The following is a 23,165-nucleotide window of genomic DNA, read 5'->3' as shown; positions in this document are numbered from 1 at the left end:
ATTCAAATTATATATCGAAACCTTGTCGCGTCAGCGACAATTGGATCCGCGTCGCAATGGTCAGTCGTCGCTACGCGACGAGGATCCGTTTTCATCTTTCCGTGGGTTCAGACCCACGGCTACATCCAAACCATCGCTACGCGATGAAGAGTTCCCAGTGTCGTGACCTATTTGTACTGCTTCGCCTCGAACTCTATGGCCTGCGTGAGGCAGTTTTAGTGCTTCGGGAGCGAGTTACGGCTCAATGCTCGTATACTCTTCAATCGACACTTCAGCGAAAGGGATACTCGGAATCGGAATCACTTTTTTTCTCTTGCTCTCAACTTTCTCGCTTCGGTCATACTTATCGAACATTTCACTCTCGACCTCGACAAGTACAAATCTCTCATCGTTACATTTGAATCTAAGGTGGAGTTCCCGCCCGTATCGCGTCCCCCGTTCGACTGAGATATCAAACCCGTCTTTGGTGACGGCGGTCGTCGCCCAGACGTTCTGATACTCATTCCAGCCGGGCGTTCTGATTGTCGAAACCTGTCCCCCCGATGAGAGCTCCAAATTTAGATATTCATCTGGGTACGGCCGAACTACTCTCAACTGATAATCGTTATTGCCGCACTTAAGATTCTTCGAGTCTTCCAGCTCGATGGTCGGAGTAGGACGCGGTGCGTTTCGTGCGTTCACCATCGTCGGCAGATCTGGTGTCTTGAGCGGCGAAGCCGTATGAGTAATGGAATCTCTCCCAAAAGAGCCGCACCCGCAAAAGGTTGCCGCAGCTAGGAACGATAACGCCGCCAGCACACACACTTCAATCAACTTTGAACTAGACCGCATCATTTCAATTCCTTTCGATCTGGACGAGGTTGGCGTATTTGTGCTCGCCGGCTTTGGTGACGTTGTAGAAGAATTTCTGCATGTCCCAGGCGGCGGTGGGGCAGCGTTACCATAACGTCTCCACATTCTTCAGCTTGCGGATATTGCCGTCGCTCGTTACCAGGGGAAGGTTGAGATGCAAGGCAGTGGCCGCGATTATCCGGTCGGGCATGTCGGCGACGGTCGAGCGGTCGATATTTTGAACTTCGTCAGCCAACTTTTGCGTGAGTTCGACAAGCTCGAAGGCGGTCGAGTCGTCATAAAGGGCTTCGCGAAGCTTGTTGAGGACATCAGGGGCGACCCGTTTCTTCTCGATCAAATAGATCAACTCTACTATCGTGATCGACGAAACGTATATCGAACCGCCGCTTTGCTGTGCGGCTACAATGGCGGCCTGACCCGAAGCGGATGACAGCTTAGGGCCAGTGAAGTACCAGATAACAACGTTTGTGTCGACAACGATATGATCCATCGGCTATTTCTCGTCTTCGGTATCCTTCGTGTAGCCACGCCACATCTCATTTCGAGCTTGGCGCATATCTTCCTCGGTCCATTTTATATTCAAATGTGCCAGACTGCCCTGCAATGACCGGCGTGGTTTACGCTTCACTTCTTTTGATTTGAGAAATTGAACAAAATCGAGAACTTCCTGCTGTTTTACTGCGGGCAAGGTTTCAAGGTCTTCTAGTACTGCTTCTTTTACGGTCATTGTATTTACCTCAATATCATTTTATCACTAGTTCAATTCCTTTCGATCTGGACGAGGTTGGCGTATTTGTGCTCGCCGGCTTTGGTGACGTGGATCGTCTGCCCGGTCGCTAACGCTCGCGGTTTTGACGTGATCCCAGCCGGCGGTGGGGCAGTTCGTCACTACTTCAATCTATCTTTCCAGTATCCCGGCTCGCGATTGAGCTGCATTACGGCAAATATTGTGATCGTATCTTCGAGATGTCGGTAAATGATTCCATACGGGAAACGATTCAACAGGCATCGTCGGGTTCGGTTTGAGTAAGGCGACCATGCTGCGGGTAACGCAATGATTCGATCTATTGCCTTAAAGACTTCGCGAGACAGTTCAATCCCCAAACCGCCTTCGCAATCTTCATAATACGCAACGGCGTCGTAAAACTCAGCTTCGGCCTCATCTAGAAAGCGATAATTCACTTTCCGTATCTCTCGCGAATGTTTGCAAAGACCTGCTCGCCGGGAATTGTCTTAGCTTTGCCGCTTTCCAGATCATCGATACGTCGTTCGACTTCGATCTTCCAGAGTTCATCGATCTCTTTCTGGTTCGGCGTCAAGCTTTCGAGAATCTTATCGACCAATTCTATCTTCATATCGATAGGGAGCGATTCAACCCTTTCCATTATGTCCATTGTTGCTGTAGTCATTATTTACCTCAATTAAACTTTAACACCATTCCCGTTACGTTCGATCTGGACGAGGTTGGCGTATTTGTGCCCGCCGGCTTTGGTGACGTTGATTAAGCCGGAACCGCTATCTTATCGACCTGAGCGTCAATCGCGAGGGTCGCGGCCTGGATCGAATCGACTTCTGCTTCGCCAAAATACACTTCGCCGCATTGTTGGCAGACTAAGGCCGGGACTTTGTCCAAAACTAAGTGATAACCTTTGCGGTCAACGTGGAACGGAGCGGTGCCGCGTTCCAGATTCCCTTTGCAGTACATACATTTCATAGTTTATAACCTCACACTAAGATCGTCCGACCATTCGTCTTCGTCTGGAAGATAGCAAGTAATTATCGCGAGATACTCATCTTTTGGAGAACAAACGACGTGGATCGGTCGCTGTCCGTCGTCAACGCCAAGAATAAGACAACTGTGTCCGCGTGCATCCTCAGGATAATTTTCAATTACCTCACCTTCGTTAATTATACGACGAATATCCGCCGTCGTTATCATCCGATCGGGCCGCGACATCTGTCTAATCGCATGCGATAGGAAAAGAATGCGGTTCCCCGCCGCGATTCTTACCAACTCAAGGATGTCCGCTTTATTATCCATTTAATTTTCGTCGCTGTTCGCAAGTATTCGACTTCGCAGCTTTATTGACACTGGTAACGGTGCGTCAGACCAAATATTCTTGTCGCGTCAGCGACAATTGGATCCGCGTCGCAATGGTCAGTCGTCGCTACGCGACGAGGATCTGTTTTCATCCTTTCCGTGGGTTCAAACCCACGGCTACATTCAAACCATCGCTACGCGACGAAGACTTCCCAGCTTCGTAACCTGTTTGCACCGCTTCGATTCGAACTCTGTGGCCTTCGTGAGGCAATTTTAGAGTTTCGTAAGCGATCGGTTGTAATTCAGAATGAACTGGATTAACGCTTAACCTCATTTCTTCTGTGCAAGACCTCCCAAGTGATCAGTATCGTCGACACGGCGAGAATAACAAGAGCGGTCAAGTCAAACCACGTAGCTCGACGGATAGCTGCCCAGCAGGGGTGGCCTTCGGGGCACATATTTCCGCCGAAAAAACCGGTGCCGAGTCGCCCGTATGTACCAAAAATGTCTAGGGCGAAGTATCCGACTGCCACGGCCAACGCCCAGTAGTACTTCCTTGCAAGTGCCACCGCCACCAGCAAAACAAAAGAAAGCACGTGAAGAAGTGCGACCGGATGTTGTGGAACGGCATCACACGAAAATCCGGGTGAACTGTCGCACGCCTCCCAGATGCGTCGAACTTCATCCATATTCAGCCAAAACTCCGTTACGAACGAAATAGAAAGACCAACAATCAAGATAATCAATAGGACGCGTATCTTCATCTATCGTTATGTACCGCCATTGAGAATATAATTAAACTCACAGGACCGTAGCACCACACTTCATTCAACATTAAGCTAGACCGCATTATTTCAATTCCTTTGGATCTGGACGAGGTTGGCGTATTTGTGCTCGCCGGCTTTGGTGACGTTGTAGAAGAATTTCTGCATGTCCCAGGCGGCGGTGGGGCAGCGTTCGGCGCAGAGGCCGCAGTGGAGGCAGACGTCTTCGTCTTTGGCCATGATGCGGAGCGTCTGCGGGACGGGTTCGGAGACGTAGAGGTCCTGCGTGAGGTTGAGGGCAGGAACCTTGGTGTGCTGGCGAAGCTCGGCTTCGGGCTCGTTGGCCGTGAACGTGATGCAGCTCGTCGGGCAGATGTCGACGCACGCGTCGCACTCGATGCATTTCGGAGCGTTAAAGACCGTCTGCACGTCGCAGTTGAGACAACGTTTGGCTTCCTCGTAACCGGCGAGCGGGTCGAAACCGAGCTCGACCTCCTGCTTGCGGTCTTTGAGCGTGATCGATTTGTCGGTTTGAGGAACGATAAGGCGTTCGTACGGATCGACTTCGCTGTCGTACGCCCATTCGTGGATGCCCATCTTCTGCGAGATGAGATTGACGAACGGATCGAGGCGTTCGGTGTGGATATTTTTACCGCTGCAATGCAGATCGATCGAAACAGCCGCTTGGTGACCGTGGGCAACGGCGGTAATGACATTTTCGGGGCCAAATGCAGCATCGCCTCCGAAGAAGACTTTCGGAAGTGTAGATTGGAATGTGACACGGTCCACTATCGGCATTTCCCATTTGTCGAACTCGACCCCAAGGTCACGCTCGATCCAAGGGAAGCTATTCTCCTGACCAACCGCGATCAGCACGTCATCAGCCGGATAGAAAACATCGTCTTCGCCGGTCGGCACGAGCGAACGCTTGCCATTCTCGTCGTATTTGGCTTCGACCTTTTCAAACATCATCCCGACGAGCCTGCCGTCCTCAATCACAAAGCTCTTAGGCACGTGATTATCGATGATCGGGATGTCTTCGTGCTGGGCGTCCTCTTTTTCCCACGGGCTGGCTTTCATTGTGGCGAATGGCGAACGGACGATCACCTTTACATCGTCGCCGCCGAGACGCCGCGCCGTGCGGCAGCAGTCCATTGCTGTATTACCACCGCCGAGAACGATCACTCGTCTGCCGATCTTCTCGGTATGCTCAAAGGCAACGCTACCAAGCCAGTTAATTCCAATGTGAATGTTCGCATCGCCTTCTTGGCGTCCCGGCAGATCAGGCAGATCGCGTCCACGCGGTGCTCCGGTACCGACAAACACAGCGTCGTAGTCTTTCTCAAGTACACCTTTGAGCGAATCGACATAATGCTCAAACTGCGTATGGATGCCGAGTCGTAAGATGTAATTGACCTCGTCATTCAAAACGTGTTCCGGCAAACGGAACGCCGGGATCTGCGACCGCATAAACCCGCCGCCGAGCTTTTGTTCGTCGAAAAGATGTATTTCGTATCCAAGCGGTGCAAGATCTCTCGCAACCGTAAGCGAAGCCGGGCCACCACCGATCAGGGCAACCTTTTTGCCGTTCGGCTTAAAAGGCCCCTGCGGCATATACGGGATAACGTCATCGCGATTATCCGCCGCAACGCGTTTGAGACGGCAGATGGCGACGGGTTCCTGTTCGAGACGGCCGCGACGACACGCTGGTTCGCACGGGCGGTCACACGTACGGCCGAGCACGCCGGGAAACACGTTCGAATCCCAGTTGATCATATACGCCTCTGTATATCTGCCCTCGGCGATAAGGCGGATGTATTCCGGCACCGGCGTATGGGCCGGGCACGCGTACTGGCAGTCTATAACCTTGTGAAAATATTCGGGATCTTTGGTATCTGTTGGTTTCAAGACGTTTGTTCCTTTAGATATAGTTGTTTCAAAATCGGACTTTGATAAGAGAATAATAATTGATGTTGAGGCGGTTTGCTAGGAATACTGGACATTCTCGCAGAGATAATTTGAGAATTGTGGTATAAAGATCGTCTTTTCTTTTCCGCTGGAAATCATTACTATTATCTCGGCGTTTCTTTTCGAACAACTTCTCGACAATTACCCTGATGCAAACATTTTTCCTAGCTTCGCTTGAGGCACTACTTGGCATACCCGAATACTTTGGCTACCTTTTTGTTTTCGTCATCGGAGCATCTATCGGCAGTTTTCTCAATGTCGTGATCTATCGCGTCCCGAACGAACTCTCGCTGCTGCCGTCCTCAAAGTGCCCAAAATGCGGCACCGGCATTAAACCGTGGCATAACGTCCCCATACTCGGATGGCTGATGCTTGGCGGTAAATGTGCAAGTTGCAAAGAACCTATCGCGGGGCGTTATCCGGCCGTCGAACTGCTGACTGCCCTGCTCTTTTGCCTTGTGTATTGGCAGGTCGGTCTAACGCCATACTTGCCGGTCGCTCTGGCATTTGCCGCGACGATGACTGCACTGGTATTCATAGACGCCGAGCATATGATCCTGCCGAACGTGATCACCTACCCGATGTTTATCATCGCGTTGATCGTTCGTGTGGTGTTTCCGATCGCGTTTGCGGGTAATTATTTTTCGGACACGCTATATGGTCCGGTCTCGTGGCTCGCCGGATATCCTGCTTGGGCAGTTTCACTGGCCGGTGCGGTTTTGGGGACATTGGTCGGCGGCGGGCTTCTGTGGGCGGTCGGGGCAATTTGGAAAGCTCTTCGCGGCGTCGACGCGATGGGCCTCGGCGATGTAAAGCTGCTATTCGGTATCGGGGCTCTGCTCGGTTGGCGATTGACGCTTTTGACGATCTTTATCGGAGCATTTACCGGTGCGGTCGCCGGCGTCGCCCTCGTATCACGTCAAAAAGAAAAGGATCTGCAAACGCAGATCCCATTTGGAATCTTCCTCGGTATCGGTTCGATCATCGCTATACTTTTTGGCGAACAACTGATCCGATGGTACCTCACGACCTTTGTGCCGTGATCGTTAAACGGACGTCATTGAAGTACGGACACAATCCTTCGAACAATAATAAGTTTTCGCGTCAAAGCGGATCGCTCTATCCTTTGGCACCCAGGTACCGCATCGCGTGCAGTTGACGAGTTCCGACGGTTCGGCGTTTACCTGCCTCGGCGACGACGCCTGTTTGATATTTGAGCGTGCATCGCGGAGCATTTTGCCAAATCCGATCACCATCGCGATCTGTCGTCGATATTTGAAAGCCGTTATTCCGAGTAATATCAGGATAACGAGCAAAACTACGACAAATTCCCTCATTTGACAGCCGGAGCCCCTTTTGCCGCGATCAAGCGTGCCAACTCTTCGATCGACTCATTTTTCGGATTAGCCGCCTTCAGTTTCTCAAGTGATCTTCCGGCCTCGTCAAATTTCCCTTGTAGCATATAAGTCTGCGTCAGGTAAGTTAGGGCACGCTCGTGTTTTGGGTTTGCGGTGAGTGCTTTCTGAAATTCCTCCAGCGACCGCGGAAGGTCAGATGGTTCATCCAGAAAGTATGACAACGCAAGATCGGTCATCACATCGGCATCCTTCGGCCTTTGCAAAAGCGCCAGTTTGTAAAAGTCGCGCGACCTTTTTAAGTTCGCTGATTCCTTTTTGAAATAACCTAGATCGAAGTACGAATTGCCTAGAGCGACGATCACGTCGTAATCTTTGGCGTCAATGCTTTGAGCCCGCTCGAGCAGCCTAATTGCTTCGGTGACGATATCGGCGTCGCGCTTTAAGGTGCCGTAACGGTACAATGCGACCCCGAGTCCCTTTTGGAATCCCAAATTGGTCGGATTTGCGTCGGCCTCGGCGATCTTTGCCTTGATCTCGTCGAGGCTGATATTCATCTGATCGTCCGGGCGATTTGCACCGGGAGTGCTGGCAGCGACATTGGCAACATTGGACATTGCCGAATTCATTTCAGATCGATTAAGCGAATTTGTAATCATAAATCCGCCTATCGCACCCACGATCAGCCCGACAATAGCAGCAGTGACGACCTTTTTATCCATCGGTAATAATCTTAGCAAACCGCACTATCAAATAGAAAAGCACCGCACCCCGTTTCGGAGCGCGATGCTGTGCCGTATTAAGTTTCTGCGGAACCTACTTTTTGCCCTCTTCGGGGATGTACGGCAGATCCTCGGCACGCCGTCTGATCTGCGGATCGGTGGCACGTCGCCGCGGTATTGCGTTAGTATCCCGCCGATCGACGCTTCCTGCCGGCAGTCCCTTGCCGTGAACGGCCTCGACGAGTATGCGAGTGATCTCCTGTGAGAGTGTACGATGTTCTGCGGCCGCCCGACGCCGAAGCGATTCCTTTAATTCATTGGGCACATAAGCCCCTATAAAAACACCTTTCCGATTTGCCATATAAGCAAAATTCCTCCGTTGGGAACATTAAAATTGAGAGTGCCTGATAATTCGAAGTACGCCTGTAAGCCGAATTTTGTATTCACCTTTCGGCGAATGGCAATCATTCATCTAGGCTTGCCGTTACCGACAGGCTCAAGCGATCTACCCGGAAACGCCGCCTCACCTTTCGGTTTGGACAGTAAGCGGGCCGCTTACATTCTGCGTTTCCCTATTTGATCTTGCACCACGAGGAGTTTACCTGGCCGCCGATGTTACCACCGACGCCGGTGAGCTCTTACCTCACCGTTTCACCCATTACCCCTTGCGAGGCTGGAATATTCTCTGTTGCACTTGTCGTCATCCGCCATAAGCGGACGCCCGGACGTTATCCGGCTCGCTGCCCTTTGGTGTTCGGACTTTCCTCGTTTGCTTTCGCAACCGCGATTGCCCAGCGTACTTCGAATCTAAGGCTGTCAAAGTATAACAAAAATTGTTGAACATTTACATTCTTTTAACAAGAATTCAATGTTGTCCGCAAATTAACTAGAAAAACTCGACCGTGTCACCCGGATATACAAACACTTCGTTCAATCGAGCGTCGCTCAACGCGAAATCTTCGGTTACCTCGGAGGCGTTCCTTACAATGCGGACACCTTTTGCCGCACGGTTCAGTGTCAATCCCGCACGGACGACGAAAAATGGCACGGCGTCACGCATTATCTGCTGTTCGCCGGGTTGATCGACAAGGCCGGCGATGTTGACGACGTGGCTTGTTCGGTCAAGAACCTCGATCTTTATCGCCGTCCTTTCAAAAAGCTTAATCGCCGAGGCGATCTGGGCCTCAGCCTCGCCCGCGGTCTTTCCGGCAATACAAACGTCCTCGCCTGCCAGCGGAAAGACGATACAGCCATCGCCCCCGACCCGCAGAATACGGGGACGGACGTTGGCGTTCACAATTTCGATCTTCAAAAGGTCGTGAGCGCCGATGCGGTGAAGGGTCGACGGGTGAGCGGATGATGAGCTCTCAGCTTTAACTTTGGGTAACTTTGAATTAGCTATTTCACCATCACCCGTGGCTATCCCCCCGCTCGCGACGTAGCGGTCAGCCATATTGACCAAACTTACTTGCGAAAACGCGGGCACGGTCGTAAATGCCATTGCGGTCAATGCAAAGGCGATGTTTATGACGTTTTGGCAGCGAACATTCATCTGAAATTAGAGTGCCGGAAGGGGCTCGTCCCGGCGTCTGCTCAAATAAATGATCAAACAATGTTTAATTCTATTTTTTTCTTGTGGCGGCCAAAGTAGTGATCAAGTTGACGAACTGATCCCGCCGGGGAAAACGTGCGGCCAGTTGCGGCGATAGAAATCGTTCATATATGCCTCGATAGCGTCGGCGGTTTCGAGGACGGATGCCTTTCGGGCGAGTTCCCGGCACTCATCAAACGAGATCCTGCCGATGACTTGCCTGATCGCCCCAAGCGAATCCGGGTTCATACTGAATTCCCTTGCCCCGAGTCCGATCAGCAACGGGAGGTAAAACGGCGACCCGGCCATCTCCCCGCAGACGACAGTGCTTTTGCCTTGCAGATCGGCGGCCCTGAACACCATCGAGATCGATCGTACAACCGATGGATGTAGTGTCTGATAATTATGTGCAACCGATTCATTATCTCGGTCGGCGGACAACAGATATTGGACCAGGTCGTTTGTCCCAAGACACAGAAAATCTGCGTGTTTTGCGATATCGTCCACGGTCAGAACGGCCGATGGCATCTCGATCATCGCACCCAACGGCATCGGCGGCACGGGCGTGCCTTGGGCAGCGAGTGCGGCGGTTTCGTCAGCGATCATTTCACGCACAGTAGATAAGTCCGCCACACCCGAGACCATCGGCAAGACCATACTGACATTTCCGTATGCTCCAGCCCTCAGGATGGCTCTGATCTGCTCACGAAAATGCGGCCTGTCGGCTAGACTCAGCCGCAGACCACGGAGCCCAAGTGCGGGATTCATCTCACGGATCTCAGCAGGGTGATTTACTTGGTCGACCTGTAGGTCAAATGTCCTGATCCGAACGCCTTCAGGGCCGCAATTCGATGCGGAAAGCTTATACGCTTCAAACTGGGCATCCTCACTCGGGTAACCGACGCTGACATCCTGAAAGAGGTACTCGGACCGTAGAAGTCCGACGCCCTTAGCGGCGGTTTGTGCTAAAAGCGGTGCGGGGTCGACGAGGTCGATATTGGCTCGCAGAATGATCTCGCGCCCGTCGATCGTTGTCGATCGAGTGCTCGCAGCGTCGAACTTAATCGGTTCGGCAACGAAAGTATGTGATTTGATCTGTTCGAGCGTTTCGCTTGACGGATCGATCGTCAGTGCGCCCGTAAAGCCATCGACCGAAAGTGATGTGCCGTCGCGGATCAGCTTTAGGGCTGACTTAACGCCCGTCACCGCCGGTATCTTTAATTCGCGAGCTAATATGAAGGAATGTGACGTCCAACCGCCGTGTTCTGTGACGATCGCCGAGGGTTTTTGCCGTCCCAGTTCGATAAGCGTTGACGGACGGATGATCGAGGCCACGATCACTGAGTCCGAAGTGATCACGGGTAGCGTGACGGCCTTACCGTCGAGGGCGTTTAGCACACGATCGCAAAGGTCCTCGAAGTCCGCTATACGGTCGCGCAGGTTCGCGTCGGAAACCGCTGCCTGCTTATTTGAAAAGTTTTCGGCGACCCGCCTCAGAGCCCATTCCGCTGTGACGAGAGCTGACCTGATAAATGCCTCGACGTCCGCCGCCAAGGTCGAGTGTTCGAGCATCATCAGATGCGCGTCAAAGATGTCGCCGGAGCTTTTGGCCTTAATATCTGGGGACTTGATCAGATCGTTGAGTTGCTTTGACGCCGTCGTAACCGCCGTTCGAAATCGCCCGATCTCGTGGTCGATCGCACTATTTTCTATATGAGTGAGAAAGTATTGCCGTTTTGTGCCGAAGAGGCATACGGCCCGCCCTGCGGCCACACCGCGTGAAACCGCGGTCGCCTGGATCACGGTTTCGTGTTGGTCGTTATGCCGATCGGAATTTATGGCGTTGGTGTCCAAAGTTAGATTCCGGTTATTGCGAAATTTATAATCAACTACCGATGCTGAAACCGCCGCCGCTACCGCCCTGCGTCGGGAAGAATGGCTTGAGGAGTCCGGCAAATGCGGCGAGATTACGTGTCTGTATCAAGATCTCGCCCGGGCCGTTGAATTCGGCGACCATACCCTCACCGCTTAGAAAGCTACGGAGAAGTCCACTCTTTGCGGCCTTTCTGAGGCTGTATTGCATATGGCCTTCCCAAGCGACGAGATGTCCGGTATCGACGACATATCGCTCACCGGGCGCCAGCGTCTTGCGATGGATCGCACCGAATGACGACAGCAGCAACAATCCGGTTCCGGAAACCTGAAGCAGGAACAGGCCTTCGCCGCCAAAGAATGATTTGGCCCCGCCCATTTTGGTATCTACTTGGAGTGAAACATCGCCGGCAAGATACGAGCTTGATTGCACCCAAAAAGTCTGCCCACGCATTTCAAGTCCGGCAACATCGCCCGGTGCTCCCGGAGCGAGCGTTACTTCGCCGGGTCCGTCCTTCGCTGTAAATGTAGATACAAAGGCTGATTCGCCGCCGACTGCACGTTTTAGAGCGCCAAAAACGCCGCCCTTCATTTCCGACATCAGATCGATATTTCCCGACATCGAGACCATCGCTCCGGCCTCGGCCGAGATGGATTGCTCTGCTTGCAGATTTACAACAGCCAGAGCGAATGCACCCTGATGATCGATCGCCCACGTGTAACCGCGTCCCTGACCGCGCCCGTCAGTGTCAAAGTGGAAAGCACCGCCTTGCGGTGGTGGCATCGTCGTCTGCTGTTGTGATTGGACGGGCGGGGCCGCAGGTGTCGGAGCTTGCGGTTGTTGGGCGAGCGTAAACCCGCACGAACCGCAAAATTTAGCATCCGGTAACAGTGCCATTGTGCATTTTGGGCAATTCATAGCAAAACTCCATTCGACTTGGTATCAATGATCTTAAACGCCTGCTCGGCGTCGTCCGCAAAATTTAGGATCCCGACATCTGCGTCGCTCACGACGAGCGAAGTCTGCCAGGCCTTGACCACGGGCGGCCAACAGTCCCCGATCAGGACTAGCGGCCGCGACCCGAGGATGCGCGTCTGCAACTTGTTCCACACCAGCGACACCTCGGTCACCGTCCCCATTCCGCCGCGAAATGCAACAAAGCCCGAGGATCGCAGTATAAGATTCTGTAGGCGATCGTAGAAATGGTCGGTTGCAACCTTGTCGGTCAAAAACCGATTCGGCTCGGATTTGAACTGATTCATAACGATACCGAGCACGCGTCCGCCCTTTTCGCGGGCTCCGCGTGAAGCAGCCTCCATTATGCCAAGATAGCCACCGGTACAGATGGTATAGCCGGCATCAGCAAGTTTTGACCCCAAGGCCATCGCCTCCTGATACTCGTGCGAATCCTCAGTACACTTTGATCCACCGAAGATCGTGATGATCTTATCGTTTGTACTATTCATTTTTCATCGTCCTCATTACAAATCTAGCCGTATTGGCATTGATTTTCAAATTTAACGTCGTGGAATCGTGGTTTTTCTCGGTATTCCGGATCGATAATTCTGATCTGCCGCCGGATCGACCGTGGTACAAATTCCCGCCTTCGTAGACAGTCTAGTTTAGTAGTCGCCGGAATATTCCGATTGTCTTGACAGTGCCGCGAATGTGACGTAAAGTTTCAGTGTTTACAATACCATTTCAATTACAAGGCTCGAGAGAACTAGACGACATACCGTCTTGATCAAACTAAGGGGAGACTCATACGAATTATGAAAAAGATCAATGATTCTAAATCAACCGGATCGTTCTTAAGAACGATTTCGACGATGTTGGTTTTAGCGATAGTTTTAGGTGCGGGGGCCATAGTGGCTAACGCTCAGGCATTTACCGAAGGGTTTGACACCATCGTTTCGCCGACCGGAGCCACCGGTTCCGCGCCCATCCCTGATTGGTGGGGAAAAAACAACAGCACGACGGCAGGTTCGACCACTTGGTTTCAGGGCAACCCTACGGTGTTTCCGTCACACACGGGTGCGACAAACTCGTACATCGGCGCCAATTTTAACAACACGACCGGAGCTAATACGATCAGCAACTGGCTGCTAACGCCAAATCGTACTTTCAACAACGGCGACCAGATCAAGTTTTACACGCGTACAGTCGACGCAAATCCGTATCCGGATCGTATGCAGATCCGTTTGTCTACGGCAGGTGCGAGCACAAATGTTGGCACTAGTGATTCTTCGTTGGGTGACTTTACTACACTCTTGCTTGATATAAATCCGACCTACGATACGGGCGGTGCATATCCCGAAACGTGGACGCAGTTTACTTTGACGCTTTCAGGCCTTTCAGGCCCGACCAGCGGACGCGTTGGATTTCGTTACTTCGTCGAACTTGGCGGCCCGACGGGTGATAACTCGGACTATATCGGAATCGACACCTTTGAATACATCCCGGCGGCTGCTCCGGCAGGCGATGCTCCGGTCGATTTCAACGGCGACGGCAAGACCGACTACTCTGTAGTTCGTAACGTAGGCGGCGGACCCAGCGGCCAGGTTCGATGGTACTGGAACATTAACGGATCGGCAGCACCGACCGCAGCAGCGGATTGGGGACTTGCGACCGATTTCTTTATCTCCGGCGACTACGACGGTGACGGCAAAGATGACATCGTTGTCTGGCGTCCCGGTGCTGCGACCGTTGCAACCTACTACATCCTGAACAGCGCGACCTCGACGCTTCGTCAGGAGGCGTTTGGCCAAACCGGTGACGATCCGACGGTCGTTGGTGACTACAACGGCGACGGCAAGGATGATCTGGCTGTGTACCGTGCGGGAGCTACTGCCGGTGCCCAGAGCACCTGGTATTTCCGCACAGTCGCAAACGGAGCTGTTTCATTTGTGCCCTGGGGTATGAATGGCGATTACCCGGCACCCGGCGACTATGACGGAAATGGAAAGGCTGATTTCGGCATTCAGCGTAACGCCGGTGGCGGCCAAGCCGGATACTGGATCCTCTCGGATGCCAATGTCGCACAGCCGACCGTGATCTTTGGAACACCGACTGACGTTATTGTTCCCGGCGACTACGACGGCGACGGCAAGACCGACATTGCTACTGCCCGAGGCGTATCCGGTGCTATTCAGTGGCAATGGCGAAACAGTTCGAATGGCGCGATCAACTATCGCACATTTGGAGCGTCCGCGACCGACTCTCCCGTACAGGGTGATTATGACGGTGACGGCAAGACCGATGTCGCTATATGGCGTCCGACGGCTGGAGCAAATGCTTTCTGGTCGCTCGGAACGACTTCGAACGCCGTTACTACATTTGCGTTCGGTGCAAACGGTGACTATCCGGTTGCCAACTCCAACTCACACTAATTTGATCCGACATTGTCAGATCAAAAGAGGCCGGGGCGAATTTGCCCTGGCCTCTTCCATTTCTACCCACTAATATCTCTACGAATTGGCGTCCGCCGAAGCAGGCTATCGCTGTTCGATGAGCTGTGCCGCCTCCTCCGAGGTCAGATTGCCGGCCGCGTGTATCGCCTTGGCGGTATTAGTAAAGAGCAGTATCAGACTGCCGGCGACAAAGAATACGATCAAAGCCAAAATCGCTTGCCTGTATGAACCTGTCGTCCCGACCACCACGGCAAACACGGCATTCCCGATCCACGACGTTCCCTTTTCTGATATCTCGTAAAGCCCAAAAAACGATGATTCCCTAGACTTAGGGATCATCTGTGAAAACAGTGAACGCGACAGTGCCTGTGTACTGCCCAGCACAAGCCCGATGAATACTGCCATTATCCACGCGTGAAGTGCCGTCTGCAGGAAACCATAGGCGTAGATCACGATCGCGGACCAGATAGTCAGACACACGATGATCGTGCGCTTAGCACCAATGACGCGTGCGATGCGTTCAAATACCAACGCCCCTATAAGAGCAAATACCTGAGCGACAAAGAATATGCCCAGCAGAAACGACGGGCTCGACTGGAGTCCCTTCGAGACAAATAGCTCTTGAGATAGAAAGATGGATGAGTTCAGGATCACGGTCTGAATGCCGTCATTGTAGAGCAGGTAGCCTATTAGGAACAATAGAGTGTATTTGAGCCCCGCCAGTTCTTTCATCGTCCGCCATATCTCAATAAATCCGACCGAGATCAATCGTTTACCCGTTTCGATCCGCTCGGGTGTCCTGGAGCGGACAAGGTAAAATGTGACGGCAGCAAATAGACCCCACCAGAGCGACGCCGCAAGCATCGAGATCCTGACCGCCAGCCCCTGATCGATACCGTACGACGAACCAAAATTAATGAGTGCCAGATTGAGCACGAGCATTATCAGGCCGCCGAGATAGCCCGCCGCATAACCGTAACTGGATGTGCTGTCGCGACGATCCTCGGTCGTGATATCGACTAAGAACGAATTATAAAATACGTTTGAGGCAGCAAAGCAGATGTTTGCTATCAGTAGAAAGAGGCATCCCCACAGGTAAGAGTCGCCGTTAATAAAGAACAGAAGCGAACTCGAGAGCACTCCGACGTAGCAGAATGCCGCCATCATCTTTTTCTTGAGCGGCGTAAAATCGGCGATGGAGCCCAAAAGGGGCAGTAGGAATATCTGTAAAAATATTGATACGCCGAGGGTCGATGTAAACAAGTTATCAGCGGTGATCGAACCTATCGGCCCGAGTCTCAGAACAACACCGCTCGTGCCGACATCGTTCTGAGCGAGTGACGTGATGTACGGCCCCGCCAAAACGGTTACGACGGTCGTGAAAAAGGCCGAATTTGCCCAATCATATGTGAGCCAGCCGAAGATCTCTCTCCGGTCATTCTTTTCGAGCGTGATTTGATTCATTGGTTTTTAGAATTATTGGATCCGTTGTACTGCGGTAAACATTAGAACAGATACGGAAGTTCGGTCAAATAGATCGCACGGTTACATTAAGTGTGTCCGACCGCGGCGAACCAATTTGAGCCGATGTCTGCGGTCCTTGATCGTTCGTTCTTATCCCGTCCGTGAACGTTCAGCCAAGAGTCCAAACGACACTTACACAATCCTTGACAATCAAGACGATTCGAAGTACTTTTCTTAACATCAGTTACGTACATTTTCAGTCTTAAGAGGCAATTCAAGTATCGACCAACCATTGTGATCGGTTCGAGCTATGGTCAGGCGTTGATAATTTTAGACCTAGGGAAATCAATTATGAATAACTTTAAGAAGTTGGATGAGAGGGGCAAGGCCGCGATCTACTCGATGGTAGTCTTGGCATTGGCAATCGGTGGCTTGATCTATGGTGTTGGCCTAAACCAGGTGGTCGCAAAATCTAAGGATGAAAGGTCGGTTGCTCGACCGACTTCCCCAACAGCCGTGTTTGCGGCAAACGCACCGACTCTCGGGGCGATCCCTGATGCGGTGCTGTCTGGATGTAATGATGCCAACCCACCAACATCGAGGGACGTAACTTTTACTGTAACGGGAATTCCCGGAAGTCCATCGGCGGTAGGTGTTGATATGACATTTGGCTCTCCGATCCACACGTGGATGGCAGACATTAAAGCAGTTTTGATCGCTCCGAACGGTGCAAATCACGTTATCTTTGGCCGCACCGGTGCAACCACTGCAACTGGTTGCGGAGACAGTTCGACCCTCGCGGGGCCGTATGAGTTTAGTGACGCTGCCTCGTCTCCGCCGTCAGGCGGATGGTGGCAAGCGGCGATTGCAACGGCTGCAGGTTCGGCTGTGCCATCCGGATTATATCGTTCAACTGCGGTTGGCGGTGCCGGAGCTACTAGCCCTGCACCGGCAACGACCATTAATACAGCATTTGCGGCAATCCCGACGTCAAATGGCACTTGGACGCTGCGCTTAACCGATCACGGACAGGGCGATACCGGAGCTGTTTCCGCCGCCAATTTGACTCTGACGGCTGCCGGACCGGCAACTGCGAGCGCACCCGTGGACTTCAACGGTGACGGCAAGACCGACTATTCAGTTGTTAGAAACACCGGCGGCGGCCCGAGCGGCGAGGTAACCTGGTACGCGTGTACTAACGGACAAGCGGAACCCGCTTGTTGGAACTTCTTTGTCTGGGGCCTCGCATCGGACTTCTTTGTTCCCGAGGATTATGACGGCGACAATAAGACGGACATCGCTGTTTGGCGTCCCGGTGCGGCAACGGTTGCTGCATTCTATATATTCCAGAGCCAGACAAGTACGCTTAGAATAGAATACTTTGGCCAGTCCGGCGACGATCCTTCCGTTGTGGGCGACTATGACGGCGATAACAAGGCCGACGTTGCTGTATTCCGCAACGGCATAAATCCGGGCGACCAGAGCGTTTGGTATTACCGTACGAGCCAATCCGGTCCTGTGAGTTTCGTGCCGTGGGGTTCGACGGGTGACTTCCCTGCTCCGGGTGATTACGATGGTGACGGCAAAAACGACTTTGTCATCCAGCGCAATGACGGCGGCGGCCAGGCCCGATTCTGGCGGCAATTTGCCACCGGCGGCACCGATACCATCAACTTCGGTACACCCACCGATCTGATCGTCCCCGGCGACTATGACGGTGACGGCAAGACAGATGTCGCGGTTGCCCGTGGTGTAGGGGGGAATATCTCCTGGTTTGTCGTGCCGAGTTCGACTGGCGTCATCAGTGCCGCTCCGTACGCGGTATTTGGCACATCGTCGACCGACTATGTGGTCCAGGGCGACTATGACGGCGACGGCAAAACCGACGTTGCCATTTGGCGACCTAATGTCGATTCGACGCAGAACTTCTTCTACACTTTGGGAAGCACTGCAGGACTTGGACGATTTGAGTGGGGAGCAACCGGCGACTATCCGACCGCAAACTTCAACTCGCATTAATCGTTGATAGCGTCACAACTCAAAGATGGCCGGTGTTCACTCGCCGGTCATTTTTGTTTTCTTCGAACTGATTCGACATATCCGGCCGATCCGCTAAAATATAGCATTGACCTCTAAAGCATAATTATGAAGGCGATGATCCTCGCGGCCGGGTTCGGCACGCGGCTATTTCCATTAACAATAGATCGTACTAAGCCGGCGATACCCTTCCTAGGCAAGCCGCTGGTCGGTTACGTTGCTGAATACGTCGCCAAATTCGGTATCAAGGATTTTGTCGTCAATCTGCATCACCAACCCGATTCAGTGATCGACGCTCTCGGCGACGGTGACCAATTCGGTGTCCATATCGAATATACCCGCGAAGTGCCGAAGATACTTGGGACGGCCGGTGCACTCGATAATGCCCGCCAATTTCTGGAGGACAGCACCTTTATAATTGTCAACGGAAAGATCATCACGGACATCGATATTGCCGCCGCGATCGAGGCGCATAAGCGATCAGGGGCGATCGCGACGATGATACTTAAGCCTAATTCGAAGCGCGAGAGATTTACGATCGTGGGCACTGCTGATGGTTGGGTTACGGGGTTTGGCGATTATGCAACGCCCGTTTCCGGACAAGAGATAAAGGACGTCGAACACGAAATTGTAACGCCGCTGATGTTTACCGGCATCCATATTCTTGAGCCTCGCGTGTTCGATTACATTCCGCGCGGTGTGTACTCAGATATTGTTCCGACATTTTATAATCCGGCACTCGCGGCGGGCGAAAAAATCGCTACGTATGTCACCGACGCCAACTGGTTCGAATTGTCGACAATTCCTAGATATCTCGATATTTCACTATCAATGATGGGCAGCGGCGATGTTCATTTTGGCCGCAATTGTGTGATGGCGGGTGCGGCGAGCCTCAAAGATTCGGTCCTGTGGGACGACGTGACGATCGGCGACGGTGCAACGCTCTACCGGACCATCGTCGCCGATGGAGTTACGATCGAGCCGGGCGAACACTTCGAGAATGCCGCCATTGTCCGAGCCGATATGGTGCGAAATTGTACTGAAATACCCGAAAAGGCAATGAAGGGATACGTCCAGGGTGAAAACTATATAGTTCCGTTGAATTGACCGTTCGTAAATATTTGCGATGTCTGAATACGTAAACCGACTTAAACAGTTTCTGGAGGCTCGCGGCCAGTCGACCGAATTTACGGCTCTGACTGCGGATGCTTCGACGCGCGAATATTACCGAATACAATGGAAAGGGGCATCGGCGATCGGGTGTGTGTATCCAGAATCTTTTATCCCGGAAGAACAGAATTATATTGATGCAACGAAGTTATTTCTGGCATCCCATCTCCCGGTTGCCGAGATCTACGATTTTGACGGAGGCCTGGGCGTGATAATCCAGGAAGACCTTGGCGACACTGTCCTGAGGGACGTCTTGCTTGAGGCTCCTAAGGAACGAAGCGGACGACTTCTCAATGAAGCGATTTCACTGATCGCCCGGATCCAAACCGCGACACCGATCGCGTTTGAGATGGACTCAATAGCGTCCAGACTGAAGTTTGATAGAGAAAAGTTGCTATGGGAACTTAATTTTTTCAAAACCCATTATTTTGAGACGTATCTGTCCAGACCACTCGACACTGCCGAAGACGCGGCGATCTCAGCCGAATTTGACGAACTCGCAGCTGATCTGGAGAAATGTGCAGTTGTGTTGTGTCATCGTGATTTCCACGCGGCAAATCTGATGCTTGACTCCAAGGGCCAAATGCGGATCATCGATCATCAGGATGCGCGTATCGGGTCGCCCGCGTACGATCTTGTATCGCTTCTGCTCGACCGGATCACGGTACCGCCGCCGCCTGAGTGGCTCGCCGATCGCAGGCGTTACTTCCTGGACGTCAGGCGGACTTTAGGAATGCCCAAGATCGACGAGGACGATTTTGCCTGCGAGTTTCGATTGCAAACCATCCAACGCTGTCTCAAGGCGGTCGGCACATTCTCGTACCAGTCGGCGGTGCGCGGCAAGACCTACTTCATTCCATTTATCCAGCCGATGTTTCGCATAGTCGATCGCGCGATCGGAAACGTCGATAGATTCCCACGCCTAAGGTCTCTTATCGAGAGCGAATTAGAGTCGGACGAAGTCAGCAGGCACGATCGCTGAGAGTCACACCCTGTGATCGTCGGCACGCCAATTCTTGATCGCCATCTTGATCTCTTTCGAGCTATTCAGCTTTCCGTCTAGCACTTGCGAGACAAGCCCGGCGAGTTCTTCGTCAGGTGCAAATCTCAACGAGATGATCTGGGACGCAGGCAATTCCGAAGCACGTTTCGCAAGGTCGGCGTCCAAAACCTCTTTATAACGAAGCCTTTCTTCTAACCTTATAACCCGGTCCTGAGACTTTAGTGCCTGCAAGCGTCCGGCGATCCCAAGCAGGATCAGCGTAAGACTCAAAAGCGTCCACCACGCAAGTGCCTTTCGTCCGCTCTCGGGAGCGGCCATAAATAGCCGAACGATGTGCGAAAGGAAGTTGAGTACGAGTAACGGCATCACCACAAAGTGGAAGAGCGGATGCCAGCGAGTGTGGTTTTTATAGTTTTGTTGGTCGGCCATCAATATTCTCCAATTACAGTTTCGTTTGTGCAAGGTTTTCGGCTGCGGAGCCGGTAAAATCCTCGCCGGGATTTACAAAGAGATTTTGTTCAAATCGGTACTGCTTATCATATAACTGTTTGTACCTACCGTCGAGGGCGACCAGTTCCTCGTGGCTGCCGCGTTCGAGTATCTCACCGGCTTCGACAACGAAGATCTGATGGGCGCTTCGGATCGTCGAAAGTCGATGTGCGATAACAAACGTCGTGCGGCCTTTACGCAGGTTGTTGAGGCCTTCTTGAATAAGCGCTTCTGATTCGCTGTCGAGGCTGGATGTGGCTTCGTCGAGGATCAGTATTTTCGGGTCAGCGAGCAGCGCTCGAGCGATCGCGATCCGCTGCCGTTGGCCGCCCGAGAGTTTAACGCCGCGTTCACCGACGATGGTGTCGTATCCGTTCGGAAATTTCTCTATGAATTCGTCGGCGTTTGCGACCCGGCACGTCTCTTTTATCGTTTCCAGATTAGCCTCCGGGTTTGAGAAACGGATATTTTCGAGAATGGTGCCGTCAAATAGGAAATTATCTTGCAACACTACCCCCAGATGCCGTCTGTAATCACGTAGTTTCACTTCCTTTAGATTTTTGCCGTCGATCTTGATGTCACCCGTGGTCGGCTGGATAAAATTCAGTACAAGGCTCAGGATCGTTGATTTGCCCGAACCCGAGGAGCCGACAAGTGCCGTCGTAGTGCCGGCCTCCGAATGAAAGCTGACACCTTTCAAAACCGGCACACCCGGATCGTATTCGAAAAAGACGTTCTCAAAATCGATCGTTCCGTCCACGTGCGGCAAAGGTGCCTTGCCGGCGTCCGCCTCGTCCTCGGTCGTCATCGCCATAACCTCGCGAATGCGGTCGAGCCCCGCGAGCGCTTCGGTGATCTGCGTGCCGATGGCCGTTAATTCAAAAACCGGCATTGCGAGCAGAAATGTGAACGATATATACATCAGAAAATCGCCCAGCGTCATCGTATTCGCCGAAACGGCACTGCCGCCGAGGATCATCATCACGACCGCGACGGCACCGATCACCAACGACGAGAACGACGCAATTGCCGAAACTCCCGTCACCGTTTTGGCGACATTGCGAAATAATTTATGAGCTCCGCGAGCAAATGAGAGTTCTTCGCGTTTCTCGGCAGTGTAAGCCTTTACAATACGGATGCCGCCAAGCGATTCGCCCAATCGACCGGTCACATCGGCGTTGATGACATTCCTTTCCTTAAAGATGGGCCGCAACACCTTAAATGCATACATCAGTACGGATCCGAATATCACCAGCACGATCATCGTTGCCGTTGTCAGACGCCAATTGATGTAAAAAAGAACGCCGATCGCGATCACCGACGTCACGAGACTGCCGAGGATCTGCCCGAGTCCGGTTCCGACTAAATTTCGAATTCCTTCGGCGTCGTTCATTATCCGTGAGATCAGCTGGCCGCTCTGCGTTGAGTCAAAATACGAGATCGGCAGCCGCTCGATATGGCGCATCACGGTTTTCCGCATCTCCGTGATCGCCCGCTGCGCCGCGACGCCAAGTATCTGCGACAAGGCAAATCCGGTCGCACTCTGGATGATCGTCGATATGCCGACGGCGAGGGCTATCCATTTGAGCAAGTCGTAACGCTGTTTGGTAAAAACCTCGTCGCCTATATACTTGGTCGACGCCGGCAAAACCATACTCGCGAATCTAGAGATCAGCATTAGCACACTGCCTAGAAACAGCCGCCAACGAGCATTCCACATTATCTTGCGAGCCTCAGCCCACGCGCTTGAGTAATTGATCTTCTTTTTCTTCTTTTCGTCAGCCATTGGTTTACTTTAACGAAAACGCGGACTGAAAGCATTCTCCCGCTCGCCAAAAGGAGATTTGCGGTGTTGTGGAATTGTGGTAATGTTCTATCAAAATATTTGGATTTAGGAGTTTTTTCTAAAACTGTTGAAGTCTAACCTCGAACTTCGCCGGTTTGGGCCGTGAAGTGGCGAGAATATCTCGAACAATGAGGAGCTAACTAATGGCTGATTTTTTTAAGTCCAGAGCGGGTTGGTTGTTGGCAGGTATTCATTTATTGTTGGTCACTACTTGCCTGCTTTATGTCTCCCTGATCGATGGCGGTAATGTGATCGTGGTTTTCATCTTGATGGTACTAACTGCTCCTTGGTGGATCCTGCTTGCTTGGATAGTTTTTGAGTCCGGCATAGTAACAGGCGAAGCACTGCACAGTGAATCATTGTTCACGTTTTATGCTGTTTTTGGTGCCATAATAAATGCTTGCATACTATATCTTCTGGGCGTTGCTCTGACAAAGGCTTTCAATTACGTTTCATCAAAAAAATAAATGCCATGAGTTGACCATTCATTCCGCGAATGAACAGCCTATCTAAAGGACGGCGACGGCAAGGTCAATTTTGTCTTCTTCGGCCTTTTTTAGTTGGTGATTTATCGTTAGAA

The 23,165-nt window shown here is 52.2% G+C and carries 26 protein-coding genes and 1 other RNA gene; 7 read left to right on the top strand and 20 right to left on the bottom strand.

What is annotated here, in order from left to right; translation table 11 throughout:
• Positions 1 to 234 precede the first annotated feature (234 nt).
• Entirely contained in the window at positions 235 to 684 is a 450-nt protein-coding gene (locus IPQ00_01830) for a hypothetical protein (GenBank protein ID MBL0239306.1), read from the bottom strand.
• Between the two features lie 43 nt (positions 685 to 727).
• Between IPQ00_01830 and IPQ00_01825 the strand changes: the two genes are divergently transcribed.
• Entirely contained in the window at positions 728 to 946 is a 219-nt protein-coding gene (locus tag IPQ00_01825) for a hypothetical protein (protein ID MBL0239305.1), read from the top strand.
• On the opposite strand, the gene IPQ00_01820 is transcribed toward IPQ00_01825, so the two are convergent.
• From IPQ00_01820 to IPQ00_01785, 8 genes are all read right to left on the bottom strand, one after another.
• The gene (locus IPQ00_01820) at positions 938 to 1,342 is read right to left on the bottom strand and encodes a PIN domain-containing protein (protein ID MBL0239304.1); all 405 of its coding nucleotides are present in this window, start codon (positions 1,340 to 1,342) and stop codon (positions 938 to 940) included. The genes IPQ00_01825 and IPQ00_01820 overlap by 9 nt on opposite strands.
• A gap of 3 nt (positions 1,343 to 1,345) precedes the next feature.
• Positions 1,346 to 1,579 carry a DUF2281 domain-containing protein gene (locus IPQ00_01815; GenBank protein ID MBL0239303.1) on the bottom strand — a complete coding sequence of 78 codons (234 nt, stop codon included), beginning with the start codon at positions 1,577 to 1,579 and terminating at the stop codon, positions 1,346 to 1,348.
• A 161-nt stretch (positions 1,580 to 1,740) separates the two neighbouring features.
• Positions 1,741 to 2,034, bottom strand: coding sequence for a type II toxin-antitoxin system RelE/ParE family toxin (locus tag IPQ00_01810; protein ID MBL0239302.1), 294 nt, complete (start codon positions 2,032 to 2,034; stop codon positions 1,741 to 1,743).
• Complete coding sequence (locus tag IPQ00_01805; protein ID MBL0239301.1) at positions 2,031 to 2,261, bottom strand: addiction module protein; 231 nt, start codon at positions 2,259 to 2,261, stop codon at positions 2,031 to 2,033. Before IPQ00_01805 ends, IPQ00_01810 begins: the two co-directional genes overlap by 4 nt.
• Before the next feature lie 92 nt (positions 2,262 to 2,353).
• Positions 2,354 to 2,566 (bottom strand): type II toxin-antitoxin system MqsA family antitoxin, encoded by a 213-nt coding sequence (locus IPQ00_01800; GenBank protein MBL0239300.1) that lies wholly within the window; start codon positions 2,564 to 2,566, stop codon positions 2,354 to 2,356.
• Between the two features lie 3 nt (positions 2,567 to 2,569).
• A complete protein-coding gene (locus IPQ00_01795) occupies positions 2,570 to 2,893 on the bottom strand; it encodes a DUF4258 domain-containing protein (protein ID MBL0239299.1) in 324 nt (107 codons plus the stop codon).
• Positions 2,894 to 3,210: 317 nt separating this feature from the next.
• A complete protein-coding gene (locus tag IPQ00_01790; protein ID MBL0239298.1) occupies positions 3,211 to 3,582 on the bottom strand; it encodes a hypothetical protein in 372 nt (123 codons plus the stop codon).
• A gap of 165 nt (positions 3,583 to 3,747) precedes the next feature.
• Positions 3,748 to 5,565, bottom strand: a complete 1,818-nt coding sequence (locus IPQ00_01785; GenBank protein ID MBL0239297.1) for an FAD-dependent oxidoreductase — start codon at positions 5,563 to 5,565, stop codon at positions 3,748 to 3,750.
• Between the two features lie 209 nt (positions 5,566 to 5,774).
• Between IPQ00_01785 and IPQ00_01780 the strand changes: the two genes are divergently transcribed.
• Positions 5,775 to 6,668, top strand: coding sequence for a prepilin peptidase (locus IPQ00_01780; GenBank protein ID MBL0239296.1), 894 nt, complete (start codon positions 5,775 to 5,777; stop codon positions 6,666 to 6,668).
• A 3-nt stretch (positions 6,669 to 6,671) separates the two neighbouring features.
• Here the strand turns inward: IPQ00_01780 and IPQ00_01775 are convergent, their stop codons facing one another.
• The 8 genes from IPQ00_01775 to IPQ00_01740 all read right to left on the bottom strand — a co-directional run bounded on the left by IPQ00_01775 (position 6,672) and on the right by IPQ00_01740 (position 12,632).
• On the bottom strand, positions 6,672 to 6,962 hold the full coding sequence (locus tag IPQ00_01775; protein ID MBL0239295.1) for a hypothetical protein: 291 nt from the start codon (positions 6,960 to 6,962) through the stop codon (positions 6,672 to 6,674).
• The gene (locus tag IPQ00_01770; protein MBL0239294.1) at positions 6,959 to 7,702 is read right to left on the bottom strand and encodes a tetratricopeptide repeat protein; all 744 of its coding nucleotides are present in this window, start codon (positions 7,700 to 7,702) and stop codon (positions 6,959 to 6,961) included. Before IPQ00_01770 ends, IPQ00_01775 begins: the two co-directional genes overlap by 4 nt.
• A 94-nt stretch (positions 7,703 to 7,796) precedes the next feature.
• Positions 7,797 to 8,063, bottom strand: a complete 267-nt coding sequence (locus IPQ00_01765) for a hypothetical protein (protein MBL0239293.1) — start codon at positions 8,061 to 8,063, stop codon at positions 7,797 to 7,799.
• A gap of 49 nt (positions 8,064 to 8,112) precedes the next feature.
• Positions 8,113 to 8,505: RNase P RNA component class A (gene rnpB, locus IPQ00_01760), an RNA gene on the bottom strand.
• 83 nt (positions 8,506 to 8,588) lie between these two features.
• Positions 8,589 to 9,254, bottom strand: coding sequence for a polysaccharide biosynthesis/export family protein (locus tag IPQ00_01755; protein ID MBL0239292.1), 666 nt, complete (start codon positions 9,252 to 9,254; stop codon positions 8,589 to 8,591).
• 102 nt (positions 9,255 to 9,356) lie between these two features.
• Entirely contained in the window at positions 9,357 to 11,147 is a 1,791-nt protein-coding gene (gene ptsP, locus IPQ00_01750; GenBank protein ID MBL0239291.1) for a phosphoenolpyruvate--protein phosphotransferase, read from the bottom strand.
• 31 nt (positions 11,148 to 11,178) lie between these two features.
• Complete coding sequence (locus IPQ00_01745; protein MBL0239290.1) at positions 11,179 to 11,949, bottom strand: TIGR00266 family protein; 771 nt, start codon at positions 11,947 to 11,949, stop codon at positions 11,179 to 11,181.
• A gap of 131 nt (positions 11,950 to 12,080) precedes the next feature.
• The gene (locus IPQ00_01740; GenBank protein ID MBL0239289.1) at positions 12,081 to 12,632 is read right to left on the bottom strand and encodes an LOG family protein; all 552 of its coding nucleotides are present in this window, start codon (positions 12,630 to 12,632) and stop codon (positions 12,081 to 12,083) included.
• 306 nt (positions 12,633 to 12,938) lie between these two features.
• On the opposite strand from IPQ00_01740, the gene IPQ00_01735 reads away from it, so the two are divergent.
• Positions 12,939 to 14,555 carry a VCBS repeat-containing protein gene (locus IPQ00_01735; GenBank protein MBL0239288.1) on the top strand — a complete coding sequence of 539 codons (1,617 nt, stop codon included), beginning with the start codon at positions 12,939 to 12,941 and terminating at the stop codon, positions 14,553 to 14,555.
• A 105-nt stretch (positions 14,556 to 14,660) separates the two neighbouring features.
• Here IPQ00_01735 and IPQ00_01730 read toward each other — a convergent pair whose 3' ends face one another.
• Positions 14,661 to 16,040 carry an MFS transporter gene (locus tag IPQ00_01730; protein ID MBL0239287.1) on the bottom strand — a complete coding sequence of 460 codons (1,380 nt, stop codon included), beginning with the start codon at positions 16,038 to 16,040 and terminating at the stop codon, positions 14,661 to 14,663.
• Between the two features lie 351 nt (positions 16,041 to 16,391).
• Between IPQ00_01730 and IPQ00_01725 the strand changes: the two genes are divergently transcribed.
• From IPQ00_01725 to IPQ00_01715, 3 genes are all read left to right on the top strand, one after another.
• Complete coding sequence (locus IPQ00_01725; GenBank protein ID MBL0239286.1) at positions 16,392 to 18,059, top strand: VCBS repeat-containing protein; 1,668 nt, start codon at positions 16,392 to 16,394, stop codon at positions 18,057 to 18,059.
• Between the two features lie 126 nt (positions 18,060 to 18,185).
• Positions 18,186 to 19,184, top strand: coding sequence for an NDP-sugar synthase (locus IPQ00_01720; protein MBL0239285.1), 999 nt, complete (start codon positions 18,186 to 18,188; stop codon positions 19,182 to 19,184).
• A 19-nt stretch (positions 19,185 to 19,203) separates the two neighbouring features.
• A complete protein-coding gene (locus IPQ00_01715; protein ID MBL0239284.1) occupies positions 19,204 to 20,229 on the top strand; it encodes a phosphotransferase in 1,026 nt (341 codons plus the stop codon).
• Positions 20,230 to 20,232: 3 nt separating this feature from the next.
• On the opposite strand, the gene IPQ00_01710 is transcribed toward IPQ00_01715, so the two are convergent.
• Both IPQ00_01710 and IPQ00_01705 read right to left on the bottom strand, forming a co-directional pair.
• The gene (locus IPQ00_01710; protein ID MBL0239283.1) at positions 20,233 to 20,679 is read right to left on the bottom strand and encodes a hypothetical protein; all 447 of its coding nucleotides are present in this window, start codon (positions 20,677 to 20,679) and stop codon (positions 20,233 to 20,235) included.
• 13 nt (positions 20,680 to 20,692) lie between these two features.
• A complete protein-coding gene (locus IPQ00_01705; protein MBL0239282.1) occupies positions 20,693 to 22,525 on the bottom strand; it encodes an ABC transporter ATP-binding protein in 1,833 nt (610 codons plus the stop codon).
• Positions 22,526 to 22,728: 203 nt separating this feature from the next.
• On the opposite strand from IPQ00_01705, the gene IPQ00_01700 reads away from it, so the two are divergent.
• Positions 22,729 to 23,052, top strand: coding sequence for a hypothetical protein (locus IPQ00_01700; GenBank protein ID MBL0239281.1), 324 nt, complete (start codon positions 22,729 to 22,731; stop codon positions 23,050 to 23,052).
• Positions 23,053 to 23,165: the final 113 nt, after the last annotated feature.

Source organism: Chloracidobacterium sp., assembly GCA_016720705.1.
Taxonomy (GTDB): Bacteria; Acidobacteriota; Blastocatellia; order Pyrinomonadales; family Pyrinomonadaceae; genus OLB17.
Note: the sequence above shows the minus strand (reverse complement) of the source record. Positions and strands in the feature narration are given on the sequence as shown.

Coding starts and splice junctions, on each gene's coding strand:
- IPQ00_01830 (MBL0239306.1), bottom strand. CDS start 684: ATGGTGAACGCACGAAACGCACCGCGTCCTACTCCGACCATCGAGCTG.
- IPQ00_01825 (MBL0239305.1), top strand. CDS start 728: ATGGAATCTCTCCCAAAAGAGCCGCACCCGCAAAAGGTTGCCGCAGCT.
- IPQ00_01820 (MBL0239304.1), bottom strand. CDS start 1,342: ATGGATCATATCGTTGTCGACACAAACGTTGTTATCTGGTACTTCACT.
- IPQ00_01815 (MBL0239303.1), bottom strand. CDS start 1,579: ATGACCGTAAAAGAAGCAGTACTAGAAGACCTTGAAACCTTGCCCGCA.
- IPQ00_01805 (MBL0239301.1), bottom strand. CDS start 2,261: ATGACTACAGCAACAATGGACATAATGGAAAGGGTTGAATCGCTCCCT.
- IPQ00_01800 (MBL0239300.1), bottom strand. CDS start 2,566: ATGAAATGTATGTACTGCAAAGGGAATCTGGAACGCGGCACCGCTCCG.
- IPQ00_01795 (MBL0239299.1), bottom strand. CDS start 2,893: ATGGATAATAAAGCGGACATCCTTGAGTTGGTAAGAATCGCGGCGGGG.
- IPQ00_01790 (MBL0239298.1), bottom strand. CDS start 3,582: ATGGATGAAGTTCGACGCATCTGGGAGGCGTGCGACAGTTCACCCGGA.
- IPQ00_01780 (MBL0239296.1), top strand. CDS start 5,775: ATGCAAACATTTTTCCTAGCTTCGCTTGAGGCACTACTTGGCATACCC.
- IPQ00_01775 (MBL0239295.1), bottom strand. CDS start 6,962: ATGAGGGAATTTGTCGTAGTTTTGCTCGTTATCCTGATATTACTCGGA.
- IPQ00_01770 (MBL0239294.1), bottom strand. CDS start 7,702: ATGGATAAAAAGGTCGTCACTGCTGCTATTGTCGGGCTGATCGTGGGT.
- IPQ00_01765 (MBL0239293.1), bottom strand. CDS start 8,063: ATGGCAAATCGGAAAGGTGTTTTTATAGGGGCTTATGTGCCCAATGAA.
- IPQ00_01755 (MBL0239292.1), bottom strand. CDS start 9,254: ATGAATGTTCGCTGCCAAAACGTCATAAACATCGCCTTTGCATTGACC.
- IPQ00_01745 (MBL0239290.1), bottom strand. CDS start 11,949: ATGCCACCACCGCAAGGCGGTGCTTTCCACTTTGACACTGACGGGCGC.
- IPQ00_01740 (MBL0239289.1), bottom strand. CDS start 12,632: ATGAATAGTACAAACGATAAGATCATCACGATCTTCGGTGGATCAAAG.
- IPQ00_01735 (MBL0239288.1), top strand. CDS start 12,939: ATGAAAAAGATCAATGATTCTAAATCAACCGGATCGTTCTTAAGAACG.
- IPQ00_01730 (MBL0239287.1), bottom strand. CDS start 16,040: ATGAATCAAATCACGCTCGAAAAGAATGACCGGAGAGAGATCTTCGGC.
- IPQ00_01725 (MBL0239286.1), top strand. CDS start 16,392: ATGAATAACTTTAAGAAGTTGGATGAGAGGGGCAAGGCCGCGATCTAC.
- IPQ00_01720 (MBL0239285.1), top strand. CDS start 18,186: ATGAAGGCGATGATCCTCGCGGCCGGGTTCGGCACGCGGCTATTTCCA.
- IPQ00_01715 (MBL0239284.1), top strand. CDS start 19,204: ATGTCTGAATACGTAAACCGACTTAAACAGTTTCTGGAGGCTCGCGGC.
- IPQ00_01710 (MBL0239283.1), bottom strand. CDS start 20,679: ATGGCCGACCAACAAAACTATAAAAACCACACTCGCTGGCATCCGCTC.
- IPQ00_01705 (MBL0239282.1), bottom strand. CDS start 22,525: ATGGCTGACGAAAAGAAGAAAAAGAAGATCAATTACTCAAGCGCGTGG.
- IPQ00_01700 (MBL0239281.1), top strand. CDS start 22,729: ATGGCTGATTTTTTTAAGTCCAGAGCGGGTTGGTTGTTGGCAGGTATT.